General features: G+C 72.0%; 22 protein-coding genes. 10 read left to right on the top strand and 12 right to left on the bottom strand.

Annotated elements, in window-relative coordinates:
- Nucleotides 1-108: 108 nt before the first annotated feature.
- Nucleotides 109-801 carry a M23 family metallopeptidase gene (locus ACGFNI_RS23195; protein WP_393686532.1) on the top strand — a complete coding sequence of 231 codons (693 nt, stop codon included), beginning with the start codon at nt 109-111 and terminating at the stop codon, nt 799-801.
- Here ACGFNI_RS23195 and ACGFNI_RS23190 read toward each other — a convergent pair.
- A complete protein-coding gene (locus tag ACGFNI_RS23190) occupies nt 783-1397 on the bottom strand; it encodes a TetR/AcrR family transcriptional regulator (protein ID WP_393686531.1) in 615 nt (204 codons plus the stop codon). The genes ACGFNI_RS23195 and ACGFNI_RS23190 overlap by 19 nt on opposite strands.
- A gap of 134 nt (nt 1398-1531) precedes the next feature.
- On the opposite strand from ACGFNI_RS23190, the gene ACGFNI_RS23185 reads away from it, so the two are divergent.
- Nucleotides 1532-3136: an MDR family MFS transporter gene (locus ACGFNI_RS23185; RefSeq protein ID WP_393686530.1), complete on the top strand. Its 1605-nt coding sequence runs from the start codon at nt 1532-1534 to the stop codon at nt 3134-3136.
- Between the two features lie 75 nt (nt 3137-3211).
- Here the strand turns inward: ACGFNI_RS23185 and ACGFNI_RS23180 are convergent, their stop codons facing one another.
- Complete coding sequence (locus ACGFNI_RS23180; RefSeq protein ID WP_393686529.1) at nt 3212-3433, bottom strand: DUF397 domain-containing protein; 222 nt, start codon at nt 3431-3433, stop codon at nt 3212-3214.
- Nucleotides 3411-4265 carry a helix-turn-helix domain-containing protein gene (locus tag ACGFNI_RS23175; protein WP_393686528.1) on the bottom strand — a complete coding sequence of 285 codons (855 nt, stop codon included), beginning with the start codon at nt 4263-4265 and terminating at the stop codon, nt 3411-3413. Before ACGFNI_RS23175 ends, ACGFNI_RS23180 begins: the two co-directional genes overlap by 23 nt.
- Nucleotides 4266-4484: 219 nt before the next feature.
- On the opposite strand from ACGFNI_RS23175, the gene ACGFNI_RS23170 reads away from it, so the two are divergent.
- Together ACGFNI_RS23170 and ACGFNI_RS23165 are read left to right on the top strand one after the other, a co-directional pair.
- Nucleotides 4485-4952, top strand: coding sequence for a VOC family protein (locus tag ACGFNI_RS23170; RefSeq protein WP_227050003.1), 468 nt, complete (start codon nt 4485-4487; stop codon nt 4950-4952).
- Between the two features lie 135 nt (nt 4953-5087).
- Nucleotides 5088-6104 carry a DUF4190 domain-containing protein gene (locus ACGFNI_RS23165; RefSeq protein WP_393686527.1) on the top strand — a complete coding sequence of 339 codons (1017 nt, stop codon included), beginning with the start codon at nt 5088-5090 and terminating at the stop codon, nt 6102-6104.
- Here the strand turns inward: ACGFNI_RS23165 and cseC are convergent.
- From cseC to ACGFNI_RS23140, 5 genes are all read right to left on the bottom strand, one after another.
- On the bottom strand, nt 6082-7383 hold the full coding sequence (gene cseC / locus ACGFNI_RS23160) for a two-component system sensor histidine kinase CseC (protein ID WP_393686526.1): 1302 nt from the start codon (nt 7381-7383) through the stop codon (nt 6082-6084). The two genes, ACGFNI_RS23165 and cseC, sit on opposite strands and share 23 nt — an antisense overlap.
- An 8-nt stretch (nt 7384-7391) precedes the next feature.
- Entirely contained in the window at nt 7392-8102 is a 711-nt protein-coding gene (gene cseB, locus ACGFNI_RS23155; RefSeq protein WP_393686525.1) for a two-component system response regulator CseB, read from the bottom strand.
- Between the two features lie 9 nt (nt 8103-8111).
- Nucleotides 8112-8774: a hypothetical protein gene (locus ACGFNI_RS23150; RefSeq protein ID WP_393686524.1), complete on the bottom strand. Its 663-nt coding sequence runs from the start codon at nt 8772-8774 to the stop codon at nt 8112-8114.
- 166 nt (nt 8775-8940) lie between these two features.
- Nucleotides 8941-9555, bottom strand: coding sequence for a SigE family RNA polymerase sigma factor (locus ACGFNI_RS23145; RefSeq protein ID WP_393686523.1), 615 nt, complete (start codon nt 9553-9555; stop codon nt 8941-8943).
- A 298-nt stretch (nt 9556-9853) separates the two neighbouring features.
- Nucleotides 9854-10813, bottom strand: coding sequence for an A/G-specific adenine glycosylase (locus ACGFNI_RS23140; RefSeq protein ID WP_393686522.1), 960 nt, complete (start codon nt 10811-10813; stop codon nt 9854-9856).
- Between the two features lie 242 nt (nt 10814-11055).
- On the opposite strand from ACGFNI_RS23140, the gene ACGFNI_RS23135 reads away from it, so the two are divergent.
- The gene (locus ACGFNI_RS23135; RefSeq protein WP_393686521.1) at nt 11056-11604 is read left to right on the top strand and encodes a pyridoxamine 5'-phosphate oxidase; all 549 of its coding nucleotides are present in this window, start codon (nt 11056-11058) and stop codon (nt 11602-11604) included.
- A 57-nt stretch (nt 11605-11661) separates the two neighbouring features.
- On the opposite strand, the gene ACGFNI_RS23130 is transcribed toward ACGFNI_RS23135, so the two are convergent.
- The gene (locus ACGFNI_RS23130; RefSeq protein ID WP_393686520.1) at nt 11662-12270 is read right to left on the bottom strand and encodes a phosphatase PAP2 family protein; all 609 of its coding nucleotides are present in this window, start codon (nt 12268-12270) and stop codon (nt 11662-11664) included.
- Between the two features lie 285 nt (nt 12271-12555).
- Here ACGFNI_RS23130 and ACGFNI_RS23125 point away from each other — a divergent pair, with 285 nt between their 5' ends.
- Both ACGFNI_RS23125 and ACGFNI_RS23120 read left to right on the top strand, forming a co-directional pair.
- On the top strand, nt 12556-13374 hold the full coding sequence (locus tag ACGFNI_RS23125) for a hypothetical protein (RefSeq protein ID WP_393686519.1): 819 nt from the start codon (nt 12556-12558) through the stop codon (nt 13372-13374).
- A gap of 104 nt (nt 13375-13478) precedes the next feature.
- On the top strand, nt 13479-14471 hold the full coding sequence (locus ACGFNI_RS23120; RefSeq protein WP_393686518.1) for an NAD-dependent epimerase/dehydratase family protein: 993 nt from the start codon (nt 13479-13481) through the stop codon (nt 14469-14471).
- 89 nt (nt 14472-14560) lie between these two features.
- Here the strand turns inward: ACGFNI_RS23120 and disA are convergent, their stop codons facing one another.
- Nucleotides 14561-15685 carry a DNA integrity scanning diadenylate cyclase DisA gene (gene disA, locus ACGFNI_RS23115; protein ID WP_227049993.1) on the bottom strand — a complete coding sequence of 375 codons (1125 nt, stop codon included), beginning with the start codon at nt 15683-15685 and terminating at the stop codon, nt 14561-14563.
- A 124-nt stretch (nt 15686-15809) separates the two neighbouring features.
- The gene (radA, locus tag ACGFNI_RS23110; protein ID WP_393686517.1) at nt 15810-17237 is read right to left on the bottom strand and encodes a DNA repair protein RadA; all 1428 of its coding nucleotides are present in this window, start codon (nt 17235-17237) and stop codon (nt 15810-15812) included.
- A gap of 208 nt (nt 17238-17445) precedes the next feature.
- Here radA and ACGFNI_RS23105 point away from each other — a divergent pair, with 208 nt between their 5' ends.
- Nucleotides 17446-19110 carry a sigma-70 family RNA polymerase sigma factor gene (locus ACGFNI_RS23105; protein ID WP_393686516.1) on the top strand — a complete coding sequence of 555 codons (1665 nt, stop codon included), beginning with the start codon at nt 17446-17448 and terminating at the stop codon, nt 19108-19110.
- 30 nt (nt 19111-19140) lie between these two features.
- On the opposite strand, the gene ACGFNI_RS23100 is transcribed toward ACGFNI_RS23105, so the two are convergent.
- A complete protein-coding gene (locus tag ACGFNI_RS23100; protein WP_393686515.1) occupies nt 19141-19998 on the bottom strand; it encodes a hypothetical protein in 858 nt (285 codons plus the stop codon).
- 57 nt (nt 19999-20055) lie between these two features.
- On the opposite strand from ACGFNI_RS23100, the gene ACGFNI_RS23095 reads away from it, so the two are divergent.
- Both ACGFNI_RS23095 and ACGFNI_RS23090 read left to right on the top strand, forming a co-directional pair.
- Complete coding sequence (locus ACGFNI_RS23095; RefSeq protein ID WP_393686514.1) at nt 20056-20988, top strand: Ppx/GppA family phosphatase; 933 nt, start codon at nt 20056-20058, stop codon at nt 20986-20988.
- 38 nt (nt 20989-21026) lie between these two features.
- Nucleotides 21027-21839 carry a sugar phosphate isomerase/epimerase family protein gene (locus ACGFNI_RS23090; protein WP_393686709.1) on the top strand — a complete coding sequence of 271 codons (813 nt, stop codon included), beginning with the start codon at nt 21027-21029 and terminating at the stop codon, nt 21837-21839.
- The last annotated feature ends 194 nt before the right edge of the window (nt 21840-22033 follow it).

Raw genomic sequence — 22033 nt, 5'->3', positions numbered from 1 at the left:
AGAAAGGGGTCTTGGCGGGGCGGCGATGGCGGGTTACCAAGGGATGGCGATGCCGGTCCGCAGCCGGATCGCATTCCCTTCCCGTTCCTTTTCGGAGGTACAACCCGCATGTCGAAGTTCACCGCGTTCCGCAATTCCAAGAAGTCCGCTCTCCGGTCCCGCACCTTCGTGGTCGCGGCCGGTCTCGGCGCCACCGTCGCCCTCGGCGCGGGTGTGGCCAACGCCGCGGACTCCGGCCTCACGAGCCTCACGTCGAATGTGAGCTCCACGGTCACCGCGCAGGCCGACGCCCAGGTGAAGGCGGTGCAGACCGCCAAGCAGGCCGCGGCGAAGGCGGCGGCGAACAAGCAGGCCGCCGCGAAGGCCGCCGCGGAGAAGGCCAACGCCTGGGTCAAGCCGGTCGACAAGTACACGATGGGCGAGCCCTTCGGCATCGCCGGCAGCCACTGGTCGCACAACCACAGTGGTCAGGACTTCGTCGTGCCGACCGGCACCCCGGTCAAGGCCGTCCACCACGGCACCGTCGTCAAGGCAGGGCCGAACGGCGGCGGCGACGGTCCCGCGTACGGCAACGCCATCGTGATCAAGCACGACGACGGCACGTACACCCAGTACGCGCACCTGTCACAGATCCAGGTCCAGGTCGGTCAGCAGGTCTCGACCGGCAAGCAGATCGGTCTGTCCGGCAGCACCGGTAACTCGACCGGTCCCCACCTGCACTTCGAGGTCCGCACCGGCCCCAACTACGGGTCGGGCATCGAGCCGACCGGATTCCTGCGGGCTCACGGCGACTCCGTCTGAGCTGAGTCCGGCCGGGCTGGCCGGCGGCTCGGCGGGTTGGCCGCCGTGACCAGTTCTGTGGCGACCTCGAGGATGGCCTTGCGCTTCTCCTCGGGGTCGCCCTTGACGTTCTGCATGGCGAACATGCCCGCGTGCATCGAGAAGAGCGCCGTCAGGCAGCGCACCTGGTCGATCATCTCCGCGTCCGGCTCCTTGAGCAGCGCGAAGAGCGAGAGCACCCGCTGCTTGAAGGTCTCGCCGACGCTCAGATCCCGTACGGCCGCCTGATTTTCCTGCATGAAGCGGAACAGCGGTTCCGCGCTGCGCAGCGACTCGCTGTAGCGGCGGATCACCTCGGTCTTGGTCTCCAGGGTGCGCGGCTGCTCCTCGGCCCAGGTCACCAGCTCGTCGATCGGCGCCGCGAGGTCCTGGAAGAGGCCGATGACGATGTCTTCCTTGGTCTTGAAGTGGTAGTAGAGCGCCGCCTTGGTGACGTCCAGCTTCTCGGCGATCTCGCGGAGCGATGTCTTCTCGTAGCCGTGTTCGGAGAACAGCTCCAGAGCGACGTCCTGGATGCGCTGGCGGGTGTTGCTCCTGCGCGCCTGCGGTGTGCTCACGGTGCTCTCCTGCGTAGTGGGTGCGGCGGGCGGGCGCGCCGAATTAACTTACTTGACGCCCGGCTAGTTGGCGGCCTATCTTTCCTCACTGTACTGAACTAGCCGGGCGGCAAGTAAGTGGGAGTGATGTGGGGATGTCGCAGAAAGCGACCCCAGCGGGGGACAGACCGGCAGCGGCACAGGGCGGCAAACAGTCCGCCAGTGTGCGGGTGGTGCTGTTCGCGCTGATGATCGCGATGTTGCTCGCGATGCTGGACAACATGATCGTCGGCACCGCGATGCCGACCATCGTCGGCGAACTGGGCGGTCTTGAGCACCTGTCCTGGGTGGTCACCGCGTACACCCTCGCCACCGCGGCCTCCACCCCGATCTGGGGCAAGCTGGGCGACATGTACGGACGCAAGGGCGTCTTCCTGACGTCCATCGTCCTGTTCCTGATCGGCTCCGCGCTGTCCGGAATGGCCCAGGACATGGGGCAGTTGATCGGTTTCCGTGCGGTTCAGGGTCTGGGCGCGGGCGGTCTGATGGTCGGCGTGATGGCGATCATCGGTGACCTGATTCCGCCGCGTGAGCGCGGCAAGTACCAGGGCATGATGGCCGGCGTCATGGCCGTCGCGATGATCGGCGGGCCGCTGGTCGGCGGCACCATCACCGACCACCTCGGCTGGCGCTGGAGCTTCTACATCAACCTGCCGCTGGGCGCCATCGCGCTGGTCATGGTGACCGCGGTGCTGCACCTGCCGAAGAAGCGCGCGGAGACCCGGATCGACTACGTCGGCGCTCTCCTGCTCACCGTCGGCATCACCTCGCTGGTGCTCATCACCACCTGGGGCGGGACCGAGTACGACTGGCTGTCGCCGGTGATCATCGGGCTCGGGGCGCTCGGCGTCGTCGCGATCGGGCTGTTCCTCGTTGTGGAGATGAAGGTCGCCGAGCCGGTGCTGCCGCTGCACATCTTCCGTAACGGCAACTTCTCGCTGGTCACCCTCATCGGCTTCCTCGTCGGCTTCGTGATGTTCGGGTCGATGACCTTCCTGCCGCTGTTCCAGCAGACCGTGCAGGGTGCGTCGGCCACCAACTCCGGCCTGCTGCTGCTTCCGATGCTGCTGGCGATGATGGCGGTGTCGCTGTTCGCGGGCCGGGTCACCACTTCGACCGGCAAGTACAAGGTCTTCGTGGTGGTGGGCGGTGGCCTGATCACCGTGGGTCTGGCGCTGCTGTCCCTGATGGACACCGACACCACCCGCTTCACCTCGGGCCTCTACATGGCGGTGCTCGGCGCCGGCATGGGCTTCCTGATGCAGACCACGATGCTGATCGCGCAGAACAGCGTCGAGATGAAGGACATGGGCGTCGGCTCGTCCTCCGCGACCCTCTTCCGGACGATCGGCGGCTCCTTCGGCGTCGCGATCTTCGGCGCGATCTTCACGAAGCAGGTGCAGAACACGATGAGCGAGCGGCTCGGTTCGGCCGGCGGCAAGCTGCCGTCCGGCGGCGCCGCCCAGCTCGACCCGAAGGGCCTGGCGCAGCTGCCGGCCGCGGTCCGTGACGCCTACACGCACGCGGTCGCCACCGGCACCCACCACGTCTTCCTGTGGGGCGCCGCGGTCAGCATCATCGGCTTCGTCGCGGCCTGGTACCTCAAGGAGATCCCGCTGCGCGGCGGCCCCACGCCGACCGAGGACAAGGAGGGTGGGGACGCTCCGGCGGCGCGGGCTGCGGTGGCGGAGACCGTCTGACCCGTCGACCGTTCTCGATACGGAAGCGGCCCCCGGTGTTCGGGGGCCGCTTTTCCGTGCGCTGCGGAACTCCGGTCAACTGCCGGACAGACCGCCGTCCTTGACGGCCGAGATGAACGTGGACCAGCCGGTGGCCGGGAAGACGAGCGCCGGACCGTGCGGGGCCTTGCTGTCGCGGACGGGGACGAGGCCGGGGAGGTCGTCGCGGACCTCCAGGCATTCGCCGCCGGTTCCGCTGCTGTGGCTGCTCTTGCGCCAAGTCGCAGAGCTGAGGTCATTCCTCTTGCTGCGCTTCATTTCTGTAGCCCCTCGCCGCTTCATCGATCATGGCTAGGGACGCCTCAGGGGGTAGAGCGGCGGCCCTGAGCAGATCGTACGACTCCCTGTACCGCGTCACATGTGGTGGGTAGTCGATGAGTTGGCCGCTGTGGAGGCCCTCCGTATAGATCAGCGGAGCTTCGTCGCGGAAGGTCATGATCCGCGTCATCCCCATCATGAAGGGGTGAATGCCTGCCGTTGCCGGGACGATCTGCAGGATGGACGGCGTTCCCTCGATCACGCGCGTGATGTGCTCCATCAACTCCGCCATTCCGTCGGGCGGGAGGGCTCGGCGACGAATGACGTTCTCGTCCAGGGTCACCCAGAGCTTGGGCGGCTTCTCCTGCTTGAAGACGTCAGCTCGCTTCAGTCGCGCCTTCACCATCCGCTCTATGTCTGCGGCGGGGGACCACGGCATCGCTGACCGCATGATCACCCGTGCGTACGGGGCGGTCTGCAGGAGGCCCGGGATGAGTAAAGGCGCCCAGTCCTCGATGGTGGCTGCTCGCGGCTCCATGTCCGCGACGTCTGCGAAGTGCTCCGCGTAGCCGCCCAACCGCGCCTTCTGCACCGCCGTGCAATGCCGCTCGAAGAAGCCGTTCGTGCCGAGTTTCTTGTCGACGTGGACGGCGAGATCCTTCGGCATGCCGCGCTCGCCGCGTTCGATCTGGCTGAGGAAGGACAGGCCCCGGAAGCTGCCTTCCACCAACTGCTCCAGGGTTAAGCCCGCTTGCTCCCGCTGGAAGCGCAACTCGGCGCCGTAGAAGCACGGGACGCTCACCGACGCGTCGGTGTCCTTGCGAGGAGGCACAACTCACCGCCACTCATTGCGGGTTGCCCGCTGCAACCCCGTTCCCGGCCACGTTACGCCGCCCGGCAGCGCTGTGTGAGAGGTGCGTCACGATGCGTAGCGCAGATGCGGATGCGCAACGCGGCGGGCCGTTGTCAGTGGTGCATGTCAGCATCGAGATGTGGCCGCGCTCACGGCGGGCGGCGGGCGAACGGTGACGCACGGCAGGAGGAGAGAGTCATGATCAAAGGTCTCGCGATCAGCACCGTCTGGGTGCTCGACCAGGATCGTGCCAAGGAGTTCTACACCGAGAAGCTCGGGCTCGAAGTCCGTACGGACATGCGGATGGGCGGCGAGCAGGGCATGCGCTGGCTGACGGTGGGGGCCAAGGATCAGCCGGGGGTTGAGCTGACGCTGATGGTGCCGGGCGGGGCGGGTATGGACGCGGAGTCCGCCGAGGCGTTGAAGGGGCTGGTGCGCAAGGGGCTGCTGGGGGCGGGTGTCCTGACGACCGATGACGCGTATGCCGAGTACGCCACGCTCAAGGGCCGGGGCGTGGAGTTCCTCCAGGAACCGCAGGCACGGCCGTACGGCATCGAGGCGATATTCCGCGACGACTCGGGCAACTGGTTCTCGCTGACGCAGCCGAGCGAGCAGCTCGATCTGGACAAGGAATGGGGGGAGTGTGTGGACGGGGAGGCGAGCTGAGGCGGGGCGCGCGGGCCGCCGGTGGCCGTGGTCGATATCGAGGGCTCGGAGCTGTCTGAAATTGGGCAATGAACGGGCAAAAGTGCCTGGTAATGTCGCCAGTTCGTCTCTTTCGGCCTAATTCGAGGACTGCGCATGACCGTGCCCACTCCGCCCGACGACCAGAAGCCCGGCGGTCAGATACCTGACGGTCAGAAGCCTGGTGAGCAGGCAGCGGGGGACTACAACCCGTGGAGCCCGCCGCCGCCCGGATCGGCTCCTGTCGGCCAGGAGCCCTACCCGGTGCCGATGGCGCCGATGTGGGCACCGCAGCCGCGCAACGGCATGGGCGTCGCGGCCCTGGTGCTCGGCATCTGCGGTGTCGTGCTCGGCCTGTTCGTCTTCCTGTTCTGGATGTCCTGGCTGCCGGCGCTGCTGGCCCTGATATTCGGCTTCGTCGGGCTGAGCCAGGTGCGCAGGGGCCTGGCGACGAACAAGGGCATGGCCGTGACCGGTGTGGTGCTGGGCGTGGCCGGGCTGCTGGCCGCGGTCGGGGGCGGCGTCTTCAGCATCATCGTGGTGGACAAGGCCGTTGACCGCGCGCGCACGACGATCAAGGAGGCGGAAGCCTCCGCGTCGGCCGAGGCGGAGTCCGAGGAGGCGGCGGAAGAGGCCCGGCACCTGTCCTTCGGCGAGTCGTACACCTTCGACGACGGTCTGAAGGTCACGGTCGCCAAGCCGGAGCCATTCACCCCGGACGCCTACGCCCATGGTCACGCCAAGGGCAACAAGGCCGTCGAGGTGACGGTCACGGTCGTCAACACCGGCAGCGAGCGGATCGCGGTCGAGACCGGGCTGCCCGACGTCAACGACGCCGACGGAGCCTCGGCGTCGCTGGTGATCGACGGGAGCGGGCGGCAGAAGGTCATCACCGGCTACGTCCTCCCCGGCAGGAAGGCCGTCGGGAAGTACGCCTTCTCGCTGCCCGCCGATGCCGCCGACAGGGCCGAGGTCGAGTTCAGCCCGGACGCCGGCCGGTGGGAGGACGCCTACTGGAGCGGCTCCCTGAACGGGAAGGGCAAGGGGAACGGGAAGGGGGCCGATGGGACGGGGGCCGGCGAGGAGCCCGCGGGGCCGCCGGCCCAGCAGGTCAGCGGTCCGGCAGGTGGATGACGGGGAAGCTGCCGGTGGCCGTCGGCGCGTTCTCCGGCAGCCACAGGACGGAGACGGCGCCGGTCGATCCTTCGGCGGCCTCGTCGGCGTTGCGGAAGGTCAGACGGGCGCCTAGGACGCGGGCCTGACCTGCGGCGATGGTCAGGCCCAGGCCGTGGCCGCGGCCCGCGCGGTCGCTGCTGCCGGTGCGGAAGCGGCTCGGGCCCTCGCGCAGCAGCGCCTCGGGGAAGCCGGTGCCGTGGTCGCGTACCCGCAGCACCCGGCCTTCGACGGTCACCTCGATCGGCGGCTTGCCGTGCCGGGTGGCGTTGGCGATGAGGTTGCCGAGGATGCGTTCCAGGCGGCGCGGGTCGGTGGTGACCTCCGCGTCGCGGACGATCTCGACGCCGACGTCGGTGTTCAGGGACCGCACCCGGCGGCGGACGAACTCACCGAGGGCGACGTCCTGCAGCTCGGCGCGCTCCGCGTGACCGTCGAGGCGGGCCACTTCCAGGACGTCCTCGACGAGGGTGCGCAGCGCCTGCGCCCGGTCCCTGACGAGTTCGGTGGGGCGTCCCGGCGGCAGCAGTTCGGCCGCGGTGAGCAGTCCGGTGACGGGGGTGCGCAGCTCGTGCGCGATGTCGGCGGTGACCCGGCGCTCGGCCTCGATGCGCTTCTGGAGCGCGTCGGACATGGCGTCGACGGCCCAGGCCAGGTCGTCCGTCTCGTCCCTGATCCGGCCGCCGACCTCGTCGCGGATCCGGACGGATGTGTCGCCGTCGGCGAGCTTCCCTGCGGCGGCTGCCGCCTTGCGCAGCCGCTTGGAGAGCCGGCCGCCGACCAGTACGCCCAGCGCGCAGCCGCCGACCACGACCGCGACCGACCCTATGAGCAGTGCCTGGTCCAGGTCGTCGAGGACGGCGAACCTGTCGGGGAAACGGTTGTGGATCGACAGCACCCGGTCGTTGCCGAGCGGGGCGGCGGCCCAGACCTCGGGGGCGGTGTCGCCGGTGTCCTGGAGGTAGGTGGCGCGCTTGTAGCCGGTGACTTCCTTGCGCAGCTCGGGCGGCAGCGCGGGATCGTCGATCTTCGCGCCGAATTGCAGCCGGCCGGTCGACTCGAACATCCGCTGGACGATGTCAAGACGGTCGACCTGCACGTCCCGGCTGTTGTCGAGCATCGAGACCCGGGCGGCGTTGTGTACGACGATGCTCAGCGCGATCGCGACCAGCGCTCCGACGAGCGCGATGGCGGCGCTGAGCTTCCACCTCAGGCCCGTGCGCAGGGCCAGCCTGACCACCGGGCCCGTCAGCCTCTCAGCTTGTAGCCGAAGCCGCGGACCGTCTCGATGCGGTCCTGGCCGATCTTGCCGCGCAGCCGCTGGACGTGGACGTCGACGACCCGGGTGTCACCGCCCCAGCCGTAGTCCCAGACCCGCTCCAGCAGCCGGTCGCGGGAGAGGACCGTGCCCGGCGCGTCGGAGAACTCCAGCAGCAGGCGCATCTCGGTCGGCGTCAGCGCGACCGGCACACCGCCCTTGCGGACCTCCATGCCTTCGGTGTCCACCTCAAGATCGCCGAAGCGCAGTATCGCCTCGGCGGGCTCCGGTGCGTCGGCCGTGCGGGCGCCCGCGCCGTCCGGCCCGCTGGCGTGCCCGAAGCGGCGCAGCACGGCGCGGATCCGGGCGACCAGCACCGCACCGTCGAACGGCTTGGTGACGTAGTCGTCGGCGCCGGCTTCCAGGCCGAGCACCACGTCGATGGAGTCGGCACGCGCCGACAGCATGATCACCGGCACCGTGGACTCGTCCCGGATCCGGCGGCACAGGCTGACGCCGTCAAGTCCCGGCACCATGACGTCCAGGAGCGCGATATCGGGCCGGTCGGCGCGGAACGCCTCCAGGCCCGCGAGCCCGTCGGGCATCGCGGTGACCACGAACCCGTCCCGCTCCAGGGCGAGTTGGGTGGCCTCGCGGATGACGTCGTCGTCCTCGACGAAGAGCACATGGGTGTCGGCCATGCGGTTGTCTCAACCCTCCGATGCGTTGCCGTCTTCGGGCGCGGTGCCGTCGACGCCGGTCTTGCTGTAGTCCGTGTGGGACCGCGCGAACTCGGTGAAGCGGTCCTGGGACCAACGGTAGGTCGTCACGTCCTCGCCGGACGGACAGCACACCTTGTCACCGCTGCCGTAGGTCTGCTTCGAGATCTCCAGGTCGCCCTTGTTGACCCCGGCGGAGACCGACGGCTGTTCGTTGCTGAACACGTTGTCATACCCGTCGGTCCCGGCGTGCGCGTCCTCGTCCTTGCGGTAGACGTACGAGCCGATGCCCATGGAGTCCGCGCAGGTCATGACGTTCACGATGACGTCGGGAGCTTTGCTGCCGGTCACCGACGCATAGGTCACCTCGACCGGGTACTCGTCGGCGGCGCAGGGTTTGGCGAGGGTCCGCTTCACGTCCGCGCCGACCTTCGGGTCCTTCTTCAGCAGGCCGACCGCGTCGACCTTCTTGTACCCGGCGGTGGCGGACGGGCTGGGGGACGCGGTCGCCGCGCCCCGGGGCGGTGTGCCCGGTGTGGGCCCGGCCGAGCCCTCGCTGCGGACGCCTCCGCCGCCGGGATTGCAGCCGGCCAGCAGCAGGCCGACGGCGGCCACCCCCGCCGTGGCTGCGCCGCCTCTGGTCAACCTGTCCATGGTCAACCTGTTCCTGGACAATCCGCTCCTGCTCACCGTGCTGCTCGCACAGCCGCTGATCCTGCCGCTGTTGCTGTTGTGGTGGCACCGGCGGGCGCCCGGACGGATGCCGTGGCCGGTGTGCTGCTCAGTGTGGTGCGCCGTGCGCGGCGCCGTACGCCGCCCGTCAGGCCGCGCACCGCTCCTGCTCCTGCTCGCCACGCTCCAGCATCCGCGCGTCGATGTCGCGGTTCGCCAGTTCCTGACGCAGCCGGGCCAGGGCGCGGTGCAGCGTGCTCTTGACGGTACCGGTCGACATGCCGAGCGCGGCAGCGGTCTCCTCGGTGCTCATCTGCTCCCAGTGTCGCAGGACGACCACGCTGCGCTGCTTGGGAGCGAGCACGCCGAGGATGTCCATCAGGAGGGCGCGGTCGGCGCGCTGCTCGGTGCCGTCGTCGACGCTCGCGTCGGGGAGCTGCTCGGTGGGCACCTCCTCCAGCTTGCGGGCCCGCCACCACTCCGTCCGCGTGTTGATCATGACGCGGCGGAGGTAGGCGTCGGCCAGCGACTTGTCGGCGATGCCGTCCCAGCGGCCGTACGTGCGGACCAGGGCCGTCTGCAGCAGGTCCTGGGCGTCGACAGGGTCGGGCACCAGCCGTCGGGCGCTGCGGAGCAGGGCCTCCTGCCGCGTCCGTACGTACTCTTCGAAGTCCAGTACCTTGCCGCCGCTGGTCGCCATCCCGACGCCTCCGATCCGCTTGCGCTTCCCCACGTTGACCGTGCCGGTGGTCGTCTCCAGCACGAGAAGGACGCTACGGAGGGGGTGTTGCGGCGTAATGTGCGTCGGCCCCACAGGCAGTGCACGGAAAACCCTCGGTTGTGTAACAGCGGGCCGCGGGTCCTCCTCCGGAGGGACGGCGGGGCCCGGGGCGTCATCCTCCGGGGGGACGACGTCCCCGCCGGAAGACCGACGGGCCGTTTTCCGGGGGGCGTTCGGCGAACCGGGGGTCCGGGGGCTTCGGAGCGGGGTGCGCCGGACGGACGGAGGGACGCACCCGCGGGTGCGTCCCTCAATTCCCATCAGGGGCAGGTGCGCCGCTTCACGTCAGCGGCAAACGGTAACGGCCACCGTGCAGCGGTTCCACCAGACCGTCGGCGACGAGTCCGTCCAGCGCGCGGGCCCGCTGCACCGGTTCGTCCCACACCGCGTCGAGCATTACCTGCGGCACGGGGTGGACGGCCTCGCGCAGCACGGCGAGCAGCTTGCCGCGCACCTGGCGGTCGGTGCCCGCGTAGCTCTGGGTGCGGCGCGCCGGGCCCTCGTGCGCCGGGGATCCGGCCAGCCGCCAGGCGCACTGCGCGGCGATCGGGCAGCGTGCGCACTCAGGGCCGCGCGCCGTGCACACCAGCGCACCCAGCTCCATCGTGGCCGCCGCCCACTTCGCCGCGACCCCTTCGTCGTCGGGCAGCAGCGCGCGGGCGAGCTTGCGTTCGGCGGCGGTGGTGGCGTTCGGCGGGTACTGGCGGCCGGCCACCGCGCGGGCGAACACCCGGCGCACGTTGGTGTCCAGGACCGCGTGCCGCTGCCCGTACGCGAAGGAGGCGACGGCCGCGGCGGTGTACTCGCCGACGCCGGGCAGCGCCAGCAACTGGGCGTGCTCGCGCGGCACATCGCCGCCGTGCCGCTCCTGTATGGCCGATGCGGCGGCGTGCAGGCGCAGGGCGCGCCGCGGGTAGCCGAGCCGGCCCCAGGCGCGGACGGCCTCGCCCGGTGCCTCGGCGGCCAGGTCGGCGGGGCGCGGCCAGCGGGCCAGCCACTGCTCGTACACCGGCAGCACGCGGCTGACGGGTGTCTGCTGGAGCATGAACTCGCTGACCATCACGCCCCAGGCGCCGGCCTCGGGGCGGCGCCAGGGCAGATCACGGGCATGGGCGTCGAACCAGGCGGTGACGGGGCCGTGCAGTCCGGTCCCGTCGGTGGCGTCCGCGGCCGGTGCGGCGGCGGGCGCGGGAGTGGCGGCGGTGGCAGTGGCAGCGGGGGAGACAGGCGTCGAAGTCATGGCACCGCTGATGGTGGCACGAGCGGCGGCGCCCGGGAAACGCGCCGGGCCGCGCCGTCGCGCGCCCACCCGCACGCGGGACGGTCCGGTACGTACGGGTGGCCGCTTACCGGCGGTACGCGGCCGGGGCCCGCGCCGCCCCGCACGGAGCCGGTGCGCGCCGGCCGCGGGCCGCGCGCGAGGATGCGACCAGGGGCGGAGCCGGGCAGCGAAGCGGGAGAAGCGGGAGAGGAGTGGCAGGGATGCCGGATGAAGCGAACGAGGCGGAGGAGATGGACGAGATGGGCAGGGCGGGCGAGATGCAGGACGCGGGCCGGAGCGGCGGCTGTCCGGAGGAGATTCTGCGGGCGCTGGCCGGTCACACGACGCTGACGCTGGCGTACGGCGACGCGGACGGGCCGCAGGCGTGTGCGGTGCTCTACGCCGCGGGCGGCGACGCGGCGGGCCCGGTGGCGTACTTCGTCACCTCGGGCACGACCCGGCACGGCAGGGCGCTGCGGCAGCCCGGTGCGCGGGTGGCGTTCACGGCGCAGCGGGACGGCCAGGAGTGGACCGCGCTGACCGGCCTCCAGGGGCGGGGCCGCTGCCGCGTGCTGGCGGGCGATGAGCGGGCGGCAGGCTGGGCCGCGTACACCGGGCGGTTCCCGTTCGTCGCGGCGGACGAGCGGCTGCGCGCGGCCCTGGAGCGGACCGAGCTGTGGGAGCTGCGCCCCGACTGGCTGCGGCTGATCGACAACGGCCGGGGCTTCGGACACAAAGAGGAGTGGCGGCCGGCGACCGCCACTCCGTAGACAACCCCTGCGCGGTGTCACGCGGCCCGTTCCGCCGGCCTGACCCAAACGGAGGCCCTACACCGCCGCGTGCGAGCCCCGCTGCGCCTCGACCAGCGGGCGCAGCGGCCCGGAGCGCAGCCGCAGCACCAGCGCCGTCATCGGCCGCCTGAGCAGCAGGATGGTCAGGGCGGCGAGCACCGCGCCGAAGGCGAGTCCTGCGGCCACGTCGTGCGGGTAGTGGACGCCGACGAAGACCCGGGAGAAGCCGGTCAGCAGGGCCACCGGCACCGCGAGCCAGATCGCGGCCCGCCAGGCGATGGCGATGCCGACGGCCAGGGAGGCGGCGATCACCGAGTGGTTGCTGGGGAAGGACCAGTCGCCCTCGGGCGGGCATGTCGCGATGGAGGCCGCCGCGTGTGCCACCGCACGGCAGGGACGCTCCTCCTCCACCATGCCCTTGACGATCTCGCTCAGGACGTACGCGACGACGGTGCCGACCGGCACCAGTATGGCGAGGGCGACGGCGCGCGGGTCGTGCCGACGGGACCGCCACCATCCCAGGATGGCCACCGCCATCAGGAGCAGAATCCCGCCTTCGGTGCCGGCGTCGGCGAAGGAATGGACCCATCCAGGGGTGCCATGCGCGAAGTCGGTGACGTCGCGATAGAGATCGGTGCTGTTCATGAGGGACGACGGTACGTAATGCCGGGCACTGATCGCACCTGAACGACGTCCGGAGGGCATTCCGGCGAACACCGGGTGGGGGTTCGGTGACGTTCCGTGCCGGGGCGGTGGCTGCCCGGAGGTGTGCGGCGGCGGGGTGGAAGGGGCGGGAGAGGCGGAGGCGGAACCGGAATCGGGTGGGAATCGGGTCCGCGGACCCGGATCCGGGCCGATCATGGGAAAAGTTGCCGTTCTGTGCGGCGGGTACTGGCCGGTGTGCCCAGGGTTCTCTCGTAGAGTTTCCGCGTGGGATCACTGCGCAATCCGATCGGGCCGCTCCCCTCCTCCATCTACTGGCGGCGGAGGGCCGTTGCGCTGGGCATCTTCGCGCTGCTCGCCCTCCTGGTGGTGTGGCTCCTCAACTTGGGCGGGGGCAGCGGCAGAACCAGCGCCGAGAGCAAGGGCCACGACGGCTCGGGGCCCGCGACGTCCATCACGCCAGGTCCCTCATCGACAGGACCGGCGATCAGTCAAAAGCCGGGCGGGCGCGATGAGTCGGGCAGTGGCGGCGGTGACGGCGGCGGTTCGGGGTCGGGCGGCGGCTCGGGTGCGGGCGGCAGCGGCGGCTCCGGTGGCGGCGCGGGCGCGGGTTCCGGCGGCTCCGGCGGCACGCCGATCGGCGAGGGCACGGGCGGCGGCGCGGTGGCGGCCGGCGGCTCCCTCGCGAACTGCGCGGATGGCGGCACGGAGTTGGCGCTGCACAGTGTCAAGGACTCCTACCGGCCGGGCGAGAAGCCGAAGTTCGAGCTGACGGTCAAGAACACCGCGGGCGCCGACTGCAAGGTGGACCTCGGCGGCAAGGCCGCGGTGCTCACGATCACCGACACCGCGGGCGACGACCCGGTGTGGGCGTCCGACGACTGCCCCGCGGGCGCCGCCGCCGCGCCGGTGAAGATCCCGGCGCACGGCTCGCTCCAGCGCACCGTCACGTGGGACCGCAAGGTGAGCCACCCGGACTGCGCGACGCCGAGCGCGGCGGCCGTTCCTGCGGGCAAGTACCAGATCGAGGCCAAGGTGCCGGGGCTCGCGGCGGCCCGTACGTCGTTCGTGCTCGCCAAGGACTGAACGGGCCCGTCCGGAGCGGCCTCCTCCGGTTGTTCCGCTCGTAGGGGATCCGCCCACAGCGTGCAGGGCCCCGCGGGCCGCGGGCCGTGCGGCACAGTCGCGGCATGAGACTACTGATGCTGGGCGGAACGGAGTTCGTCGGCCGCGCGGTCACCGAGGCGGCGCTGGCCAGGGGTTGGCAGGTGACGGTGTTCCACCGCGGGCACCACGCCCCGCCACCTGGCGCGACGGCGCTGCACGGCGACCGGAGCACGGCGGCGGGCCTCGCGGCCCTCGCGGCGGGTGAGTGGGACGCCGTCGTCGACACCTGGAGCGGCGCGCCGGTCGCGGTCAGGGACGCGGCGCGGCTGCTGGCGGACCGTGCGGGCCGCTACGTCTACGTCTCCAGCAGGTCCGTGCACCCGTTCCCGTGCGCCGCAGGACTCGACGAGAGCGGGCCGCTGGTGCCGGGCTCGCCCGACGCCACCACGGCGGACGACTACGCGCAGGCCAAGCGGGGCGCCGAGATCGCCGCCGCCGAAGCCTTCGGCGACCGGGCGGTGCTGGCCCGCGCGGGGCTGATACTCGGCCCGTACGAGAACATCGGGCGGCTGCCGTGGTGGCTGAACCGGATCGCGCGCGGCGGCCCGGTGCTCGCGCCAGGGCCCCGCGAGCTGCCCCTCCAGTACATCGACGCCCGCGACCTCGCGGAATGGCTGCTTGACGGCATCGGGGACGGCATCGCGGGCGGCCCGTACAACCTGGTCAGCGCGCCGGGGCACACCACGATGGGCGAACTGCTCGACCACTGCGTGCGGGTGACAGGTGCACACGCGGAGCTGCGCTGGGCGGCGCCGGACGCGGTGCAGGCCGCCGGGATCCAGCCCTGGACGGAGCTGCCGGTCTGGCTGCCGCCGGGCGAGGCGCACGACACGCTGCACCGCGGGGACGTGTCGAAGGCGCTGGCCACGGGGCTGCGGTGCCGGCCCGTGGGGGAGACGGTGGCGGACACCTGGGAGTGGCTGCGGTCGCTCGGCGGGGTGGCGCCGCAGCGTCCTGGCCGGCCGGCGGTCGGCCTGCCGCCGGAGAAGGAGGCGGCGTTCCGGGGGGAGGGCTGACGGGCTGACAGGCTGAACGGTGGGGCGGGCGGGGCCTGTTGGAGCGGTGCCCCGTACCCGCCCCGGAACGTTTCGCCCGGGTTCTCGTCTCAGACGTAGCGTTCGAGGATCGACGACTCGGCGAGGCGGGACAGGCCCTCGCGGACCGAGCGGGCGCGGGCCTCGCCCACGCCGTCCACCGCCTGGAGGTCGTCGACGCTCGCCGCCAGCAGCTTCTGGAGGCCGCCGAAGTGGTCGACGAGGCGGTCGATGACCGCGCCGGGCAGCCGGGGGACCTTCGCCAGCAGCCGGAAGCCGCGCGGCGAGACCGCCGAATCCAGCGTCTCGGGGGAGCCGCTGTAGCCCAGCGCGCGGGCCACGATGGGGAGTTCGAGAAGCTCGGTGTGGCTGAGGGCGTCCAGCTCGGCGAGGGCTTCGGCGACGGTGCGGGAGCGCTTGGCGGTCGGCTCGGGGACGTAGTCGCGGACGACCAGCTCGCGCTCGGGCTCTACACCGGCGATCAGCTCGTCCAGCTGGAGCGTCAGCAGGCGGCCGTCGGTGCCCAGTTCGACGACGTACTCGGCGATTTCGGTGGCGATCCGGCGGACCATCTCCAGGCGCTGGGCCACGGCGGAGACGTCCCGCACCGTCACCAAGTCCTCGATCTCCAGGGCGGAGAGGGTGCCGGCGACCTCGTCCAGGCGGAGCTTGTAGCGCTCCAGGGTCGCCAGCGCCTGGTTCGCGCGGGAGAGGATCGCGGCCGACTCCTCCAGGACGCGGCGCTCGCCGTCGACGTACAGGGCGATCAGCCGCATCGACTGGCTGACCGAGACGACGGGGAAGCGGGCCTGGATCGAGACGCGCTGGGCGGTGCGGTGCCGGGTGCCGGTCTCCTCGGTGGGGATGGAGGCATCCGGGACCAGCTGCACACCGGCCCGCAGGATCTTGCTGATGTCCTTGTCGAGCACCAGCGCGCCGTCCAGCTTGCACAGCTCCCGCAGCCGGGTCGCGGTGAACTCGACGTCCAGCACGAAGCCGCCGGTGCACATCGACTCGACGGTCTTGTCGAAGCCCAGCACGATCAGCCCGCCGGTGTTGCCGCGCAGAATCCGCTCCAGGCCGTCGCGCAGGGCGGTACCGGGAGCGACCGCGCTCAGCGAGGCGCGCATCAGGGCGTCGGTGCCGGAGCTCCCGCCGGACCTGCCGGGAGACGATGCCCGGTCGTTGGCTGCCACTGCACTCCTCCGTCGCAAGGTCTGTCGGTCCGCAGGCCGCCCGGCCCCTGCTGCGGCGGACGTACCAGGGAGCGTACGTGTGCCGACGGCAAGACTGCGGCGCTGGGCGAGACCAGGGCAAAGTCTACCGGCGGACCTCCCTCTCCTGCGGGGGCTCTTCCTGCGGGGCCGCTCGCCGCGCCCGCTTGGGCAGCACGCGCAGCGCCTCGCCGACATCGGCGACCTCCAGGACCCGCATGCCGTCCGGGATCCGGCCCGGATCGGACGGGACCAGCGCGTGCGTGAAGCCGAGGCGGGCGGCTTCGGAGAGCCTGCGCTGCACGCCGGTCACCCGCCTGACCTCGCCGGCCAGACCGACCTCGCCGATGGCGACGAGGTTCTTCGGCAGCGGGGTGTCGCTGGCCGCGCTGGCCAGGGCGAGCGCCACCGCGAGGTCGGCTGCGGGTTCGGTGAGCTTCACCCCGCCGACCGTGGCGCTGTAGATGTCGCGCTTGCCCAGGGCGCTGATCCGGCCGCGCTGTTCCAGGACGGCGAGCATCATCGACACCCGGGAGGTCTCCAGGCCGGACGTCGTACGCCGCGGCGAGGGGATCTGCGAGTCGACGGTGAGCGCCTGGACCTCGGCGACCAGCGGGCGGCGGCCCTCCAGGGTGACGGTCAGACAGGTACCGGGCACGGGCTCGGCGCGGCGCGTCAGGAAGAGGCCCGAAGGGTCGGCGAGGCCGGTGATGCCTTCGTCGTGCAGCTCGAAGCAGCCGACCTCGTCGGTGGTGCCGTAGCGGTTCTTGACGCCGCGGACGAGGCGCAGCCTGGCGTGCCGGTCGCCCTCGAACTGGAGGACCACGTCGACGAGATGCTCCAGCAGGCGCGGCCCCGCGATGGCGCCGTCCTTGGTGACGTGGCCGACCAGGAGGGTGGCCATGCCGCGCTCCTTGGACGCCCGGATGAGGGCGCCGGCGACCTCGCGGACCTGGGCCATGCCACCGGGCGCGCCGTCGATCTCCGGGGAGGCGACGGTCTGCACGGAGTCCAGGACGAGCAGCGAGGGCTTGACGCTGTCCAGGTGCCCGAGGACGGCGGAGAGGTCGGTCTCGGCGGCGAGGTAGAGGTGGTCGTCGATCGCTCCGATGCGGTCGGCGCGCAGCCGGACCTGGCTCGCGGACTCCTCGCCCGTGACGTAGAGCGTGGGGTGGTCGCCGGACGCGGCCTTGGCGGCGACGTCCAGGAGGAGGGTGGACTTGCCGACACCCGGCTCGCCGGCCAGCAGCGCCACGGCGCCAGGGACAAGGCCGCCGCCGAGCACGCGGTCCAGCTCGGGCACGCCGGTGGAGCGCGCGGTGGCCCGCCGCCCGTCGACCTGGCCGATGGGCACCGCGGCGGTGGTGACCCTGCCGGGAGCGGTCGTCCGCACCGCCGGGGAGCCGCCGGTCTCCTCGACCGTGCCCCACGCCTGGCATTCAGGGCAGCGGCCGAGCCACTTCGCGGTGGTCCAGCCGCACTCGGTGCAGCGATAGGAGGGGCGCTCCTTGGCCGACGTTTTACGGGTTGCCATGCGGCCACCGTAACCGTGGGGTGTGACAACGTCGGCCGCTGCGCCGACCGGGTGGCCTGCGGAGGGCCCGGGGCACGCTTGCCGCGCGGGCGGCATGGGCGGAACGAGTGGTTCCTGTCCCCTTTTGAGTGAGATGGTCACTCGTAAGGGTCAAATGTGTGCCCGGAGAGGGAGCACCGCTGCATCATCCGCCTACCGTCGCCGGGTGATGAGCAGGCCCGAGCACCCCACGCACACCACCGGCGCACCCCGGTCGCGCGGCACCGCCCAGCGCCACCCTGGTGGCCCAGCCCGCGACGACCACCACTCAAGCCCCGATCGCCACACCCGTCACGACCCCCCCCAACGCCCCTACGAGCCGTATCTGGACGGGCTGTTCACGTACTGCCTGTCCGTCCTGTGCGCGCACGACGCGGCGAGCGCCGTGCTCGGCGAGACCCTCGCGCTCGCCGAGCGGCAGCAGGGCAAGCGGCCGGGGCCGCCGCTCTACCGCCCCTGGCTCTACGCGCTCGCCCGCTGGGCCTGCCTGCGCCGGCTCGCCGAGTCCGCCGCGCCGGACGCCGATGCGGACCCCGAGGCGGAGCGGCGCGAGCTGGCCGTCCTGGCCTGGCCCGAGGCCGCGGGCACCACACCCGAGCAGCGCGAGGCGCTGGAGCTCTCGGTACGCCACCGCCTGGCGGCCGACGAGGTCGCCGCGGTACTCGGCACCGAACCCGCCGCCACCCACGCCCTGCTGGCCGCCGCCTCCTGCGAGGTCGAGCGGACCCGGGCCGCGCTGGCCGTCGTCGAACGCGGTCGCTGCCCCGACGTGGCGCGGCCGGCGGGCGGCTCCCAGATGCTGCTCGGGGCCGCGCTGCGGCGGGAGTTGGTGCGGCATGTCGACGAGTGCGCCGAGTGCCGGCGTACCGCGGAGCGGGCCACAGCCGCGGGCCCCTGGCCCGGCACCGCGCCTGCGGCACAGGGTGCCCTGCCGCTGGTCGAGGCGCCGCGGGAGGCCGTGTTCGGCGCGCTGGCCGCGGCCAGGCGCAGCCGCTCGGCGCGTGCCGAGGGGGTGGCGGGCGCCGGGACCGCGGCAGGCGGCAGGCGCGCGGGCCGCAGCGGCTGGCCAAACGGTTCTCCTCGCTACGACCGGGCGGGATTCCCGGTCGGCCCCACCGACCGCGCGGCCCGCCGCCGCCGACTGCGCAGTCGGGCCATGACGACCACCATCGTCGCCACGGTGCTGGCCGCGCCGGTGCTCGCCCTGTGGGCCGCGTACCGCAGCGCCCCGATGGCAGGCGATCCGGATCCCTCGCAGTCGGTGACCGCCCGCGACGTGGACACTTCCCGGCTGGACGGCCGCCCGTACGAGAACGCGGGCAACGCCAGCAGGACGCCGCAGCCGAGGTTCCTGGCAGGCGGCAGGACCCCCGACGTCTCGGTCGAGGTGGCCGGCGCGGACGGCTCCCCGCAGCCGCCCGGCGGCGGCCCAGGCCGGCTGACCGTCGCCGCGCAGCCGAGCGGCGAGACCACCGTCATCACCCTCAGCGCATCCGGCGGCGCTTTGGTGCGCTGGACGGCCGCCACCGCGGCGTCGTGGCTCCAAATCAGCCGTACGGCCGGTGAGTTGAAGCCGGGGCAGACGGTGACGGTCACGGTCTTCGTCGATCACGACCAGGAGCCCGCGGGTCACTGGCGGAACCGGGTCGTGCTGGGCCCCGGCGGCGCCGCCGTCACGATCGAGGGGCACGGCGCGAAGGACCAGGGCCCCGGCCGGAGTGACACGGCGCCGGCGCAGGCCGAGCCGGCGCCCGAGCCGAGCGGCACGGCCCCGCACGGCCCCGGTCCCGGCAGCCCTTCGCCCCTGCCTGCCACCGGTAAGGCACCGCGCTGACCTGCGGCCGGCCGGGACGCGGCCGGCCCGTCAGTCCTTCGGGGGCTTCGGGGCCACCGGCGGATCCGCCGGGTGCGGCGCCATCGGCAGCGTCGCCGCCAGCCGCTCCTCGCACAGTTCGACGAGCTTGGCGTACGCCTTCTTGCCCATCAGCTCGGTGAGTTCGGGCTTGTAGGAGACGTAGACCGGGTCGCCCGCGCCGTGCGCCGAGGTGGCGGACGTGCACCACCAGTGCAGGTCATGGCCGCCGGGGCCCCAGCCGCGCCGGTCGTACTCGCCGATCGTCACCTGGAGGATCTGGGTGTCGTCGGGCCGGTCGATCCAGTCGTACGTGCGCCGCACCGGCAGCTGCCAGCAGACGTCCGGCTTGGTCTCCAGCGGCTCGCGGCCCTCGCGCAGCGCGAGGATGTGCAGCGAGCAGCCGGCGCCCGCGGGGAAGCCGGGCCGGTTCTGGAAGATGCACGAGCCGTCCCAGCGCCGGGTCTGCCGGTCGCCGTCCTCGTCCTCCTCGACCCAGCCGGACTCGGTGCCGACGTCGTGGAACTGCCACAGCTCCGGCGTGAGCCGGGCCACACTCTTGGCGACCCGCTCCTCGTCTTCCTCGTCGGAGAAGTGCGCGCCCAGCGTGCAGCAGCCGTCGTCGGCCCGTCCCGCCGCGATGCCCTGGCAGCCGCTGCCGAAGATGCACGTCCAGCGGGAGGTCAGCCAGGTCAGGTCGCAGCGGAAGAGCTGCTCGTCGTCGGCCGGGTCGGGGAAGGTGACCCAGGCACGGGCGAAGTCGAGGCCGACCTCGTCGGCCGTGGCCCCCTGCGCCGCCGCTTCGCCGGCCTGCCGCTTTGTGTCCTTCTTCAGGGATTTATCGTGCTTCGCCTTTTTCGTCTTAGCCACGTCTCCAGCGTAAGGCGGCGTGACTCCTACTCCTGCCACCGCAGTAGGTTTCCCCGTATGAGACTCGGTGTCCTCGATGTGGGTTCGAATACGGTCCATCTCCTGGTGGTCGACGCGCACCCGGGCGCGCGTCCGCTGCCCGCGTACTCGCACAAGGCGGAGCTGCGGCTCGCCGAACTGCTGGACGCGGACGGCGCGATCAGCGACGCGGGGGTGGACAAGCTGATCGCCACCCTCCACGAGGCGATCGAGGTCGCCGAGGACAAGGGCGTCGAGGACGTGCTGCCGTTCGCCACCTCCGCGGTCCGTGAGGCCGCCAACGGCGAGGACGTGCTGCGCCGGGTCGCCCAGGAGACCGGCGTCGAGCTGCGGGTGCTCTCCGGTGAGGACGAGGCGCGGCTCACCTTTCTCGCCGCCAGGCGCTGGTTCGGCTGGTCGGCGGGCCGGCTGCTGGTCCTGGACATCGGCGGCGGCTCCCTGGAGATCGCGTACGGCCTGGACGAGGAGCCGGACGCGGCGGTGTCGCTGCCGCTCGGCGCCGGCCGGCTGACCAGCGGCGCACTGCCGGGCGATCCGCCGGGCGCGGACGCCATACGGGCGCTGCGGCGCCGGGTGCGCGCCGAGATCGCGAAGGTGGTGAGCGATTTCACCCGCTACGGCGCCCCCGATCACGTCGTCGGCACCTCCAAGACCTTCCGGCAGCTGGCCAGGATCGCCGGTGCCGCCCGCTCGGGCGACGGGCTCTACGTCCTGCGGGAGCTGGAGCGCAAGAAGCTGGAGGAGTGGGTGCCGAAACTGGCGGCGATGCCCGTGCAGGAGCGGACCGGGCTGCCCGGGGTGTCCGAGGGCAGGGCGGCGCAGCTGCTGGCGGGGGCGCTGGTGGCGGAGGCGGCGATGGACCTCTTCGGCGTGGAGTCGCTGGAGATCTGCCCGTGGGCGCTGCGCGAGGGCGTCATCCTGCGCCGGCTCGACCACCTGCCCCCGGGCTGAGCGGGGCGGCCCGTACGCTGTTCCTCGTGACAGAGCCAGTGGTGCGCATCCCGGATGCGAAGGTCGCGCTGTCCACGGCTTCGGTCTACCCGGAGTCGACGGCGACGGCCTTCGAGATCGCCGCCCGCCTGGGCTACGACGGCGTCGAGGTCATGGTGTGGACCGATCCGGTCAGCCAGGACATCGACGCGCTGCGCAGGCTCTCCGACTACCACGGCGTGCCGGTGCTCGCCGTGCACGCGCCGTGTCTGCTGATCACCCAGCGGGTGTGGTCGACCGACCCGTGGGTCAAGCTCCAGCGCGCGAAGAACGCCGCGGAGAAGCTGGGGGCTTCCACGGTCGTGGTGCACCCGCCGTTCCGCTGGCAGCGCGGCTACGCGCGGGACTTCGTGCGCGGGGTGTGGCGCATGGAGGGCGAGACGGACGTGAAGTTCGCCGTGGAGAACATGTACCCCTGGCGCTACCGCGACCGCGAGATGCTGGCGTACGCACCGGACTGGGATCCGACGCAGGACGACTACCGGCACTTCACCGTCGATCTCTCGCACACCGCCACCTCGCGCAGTGACGCGCTGGCGATGGTGGACCGGATGGGCGACCGGCTCGCCCACATCCACCTCGCCGACGGCGACGGCTCCAACAAGGACGAGCACCTGGTGCCTGGCCGCGGCAGCCAGCCCTGCGCCGACCTGCTGGAACGGTTGGCCACCAGCGGCTTCGACGGGCACGTGGTGATCGAGGTCAACACCCGGCGCGCGATGTCGGCGGCCGAGCGCGAGGCGGATCTCGCCGAGGCGCTGGCCTTCACCCGGCTCCATCTCGCCTCGCCGACGTGGGTGCCGGGGTCGTGAGCCGAGGCCCGTCACCGGTGGGTGGCGGTCCGTCCGCACTCCGGTCATCCGTCTCACATTGCGGAGGCGCTGTCCGGATCGCGGATCGGGAGCGTAATCTCGGGTTCAGCTGATAAAGGACGGCTGCTATATGACGCCGCCCGCCCCGGCACGGTCCGGCGGCGGACGCGGCGGTCGTTCGGACGAACCCCGAG

Source organism: Streptomyces sp. NPDC048644 (assembly GCF_043199105.1).
In the GTDB taxonomy this organism is placed as follows: domain Bacteria; phylum Actinomycetota; class Actinomycetes; order Streptomycetales; family Streptomycetaceae; genus Streptomyces.
This window is presented reverse-complemented; position numbering and strand designations above follow the sequence as displayed.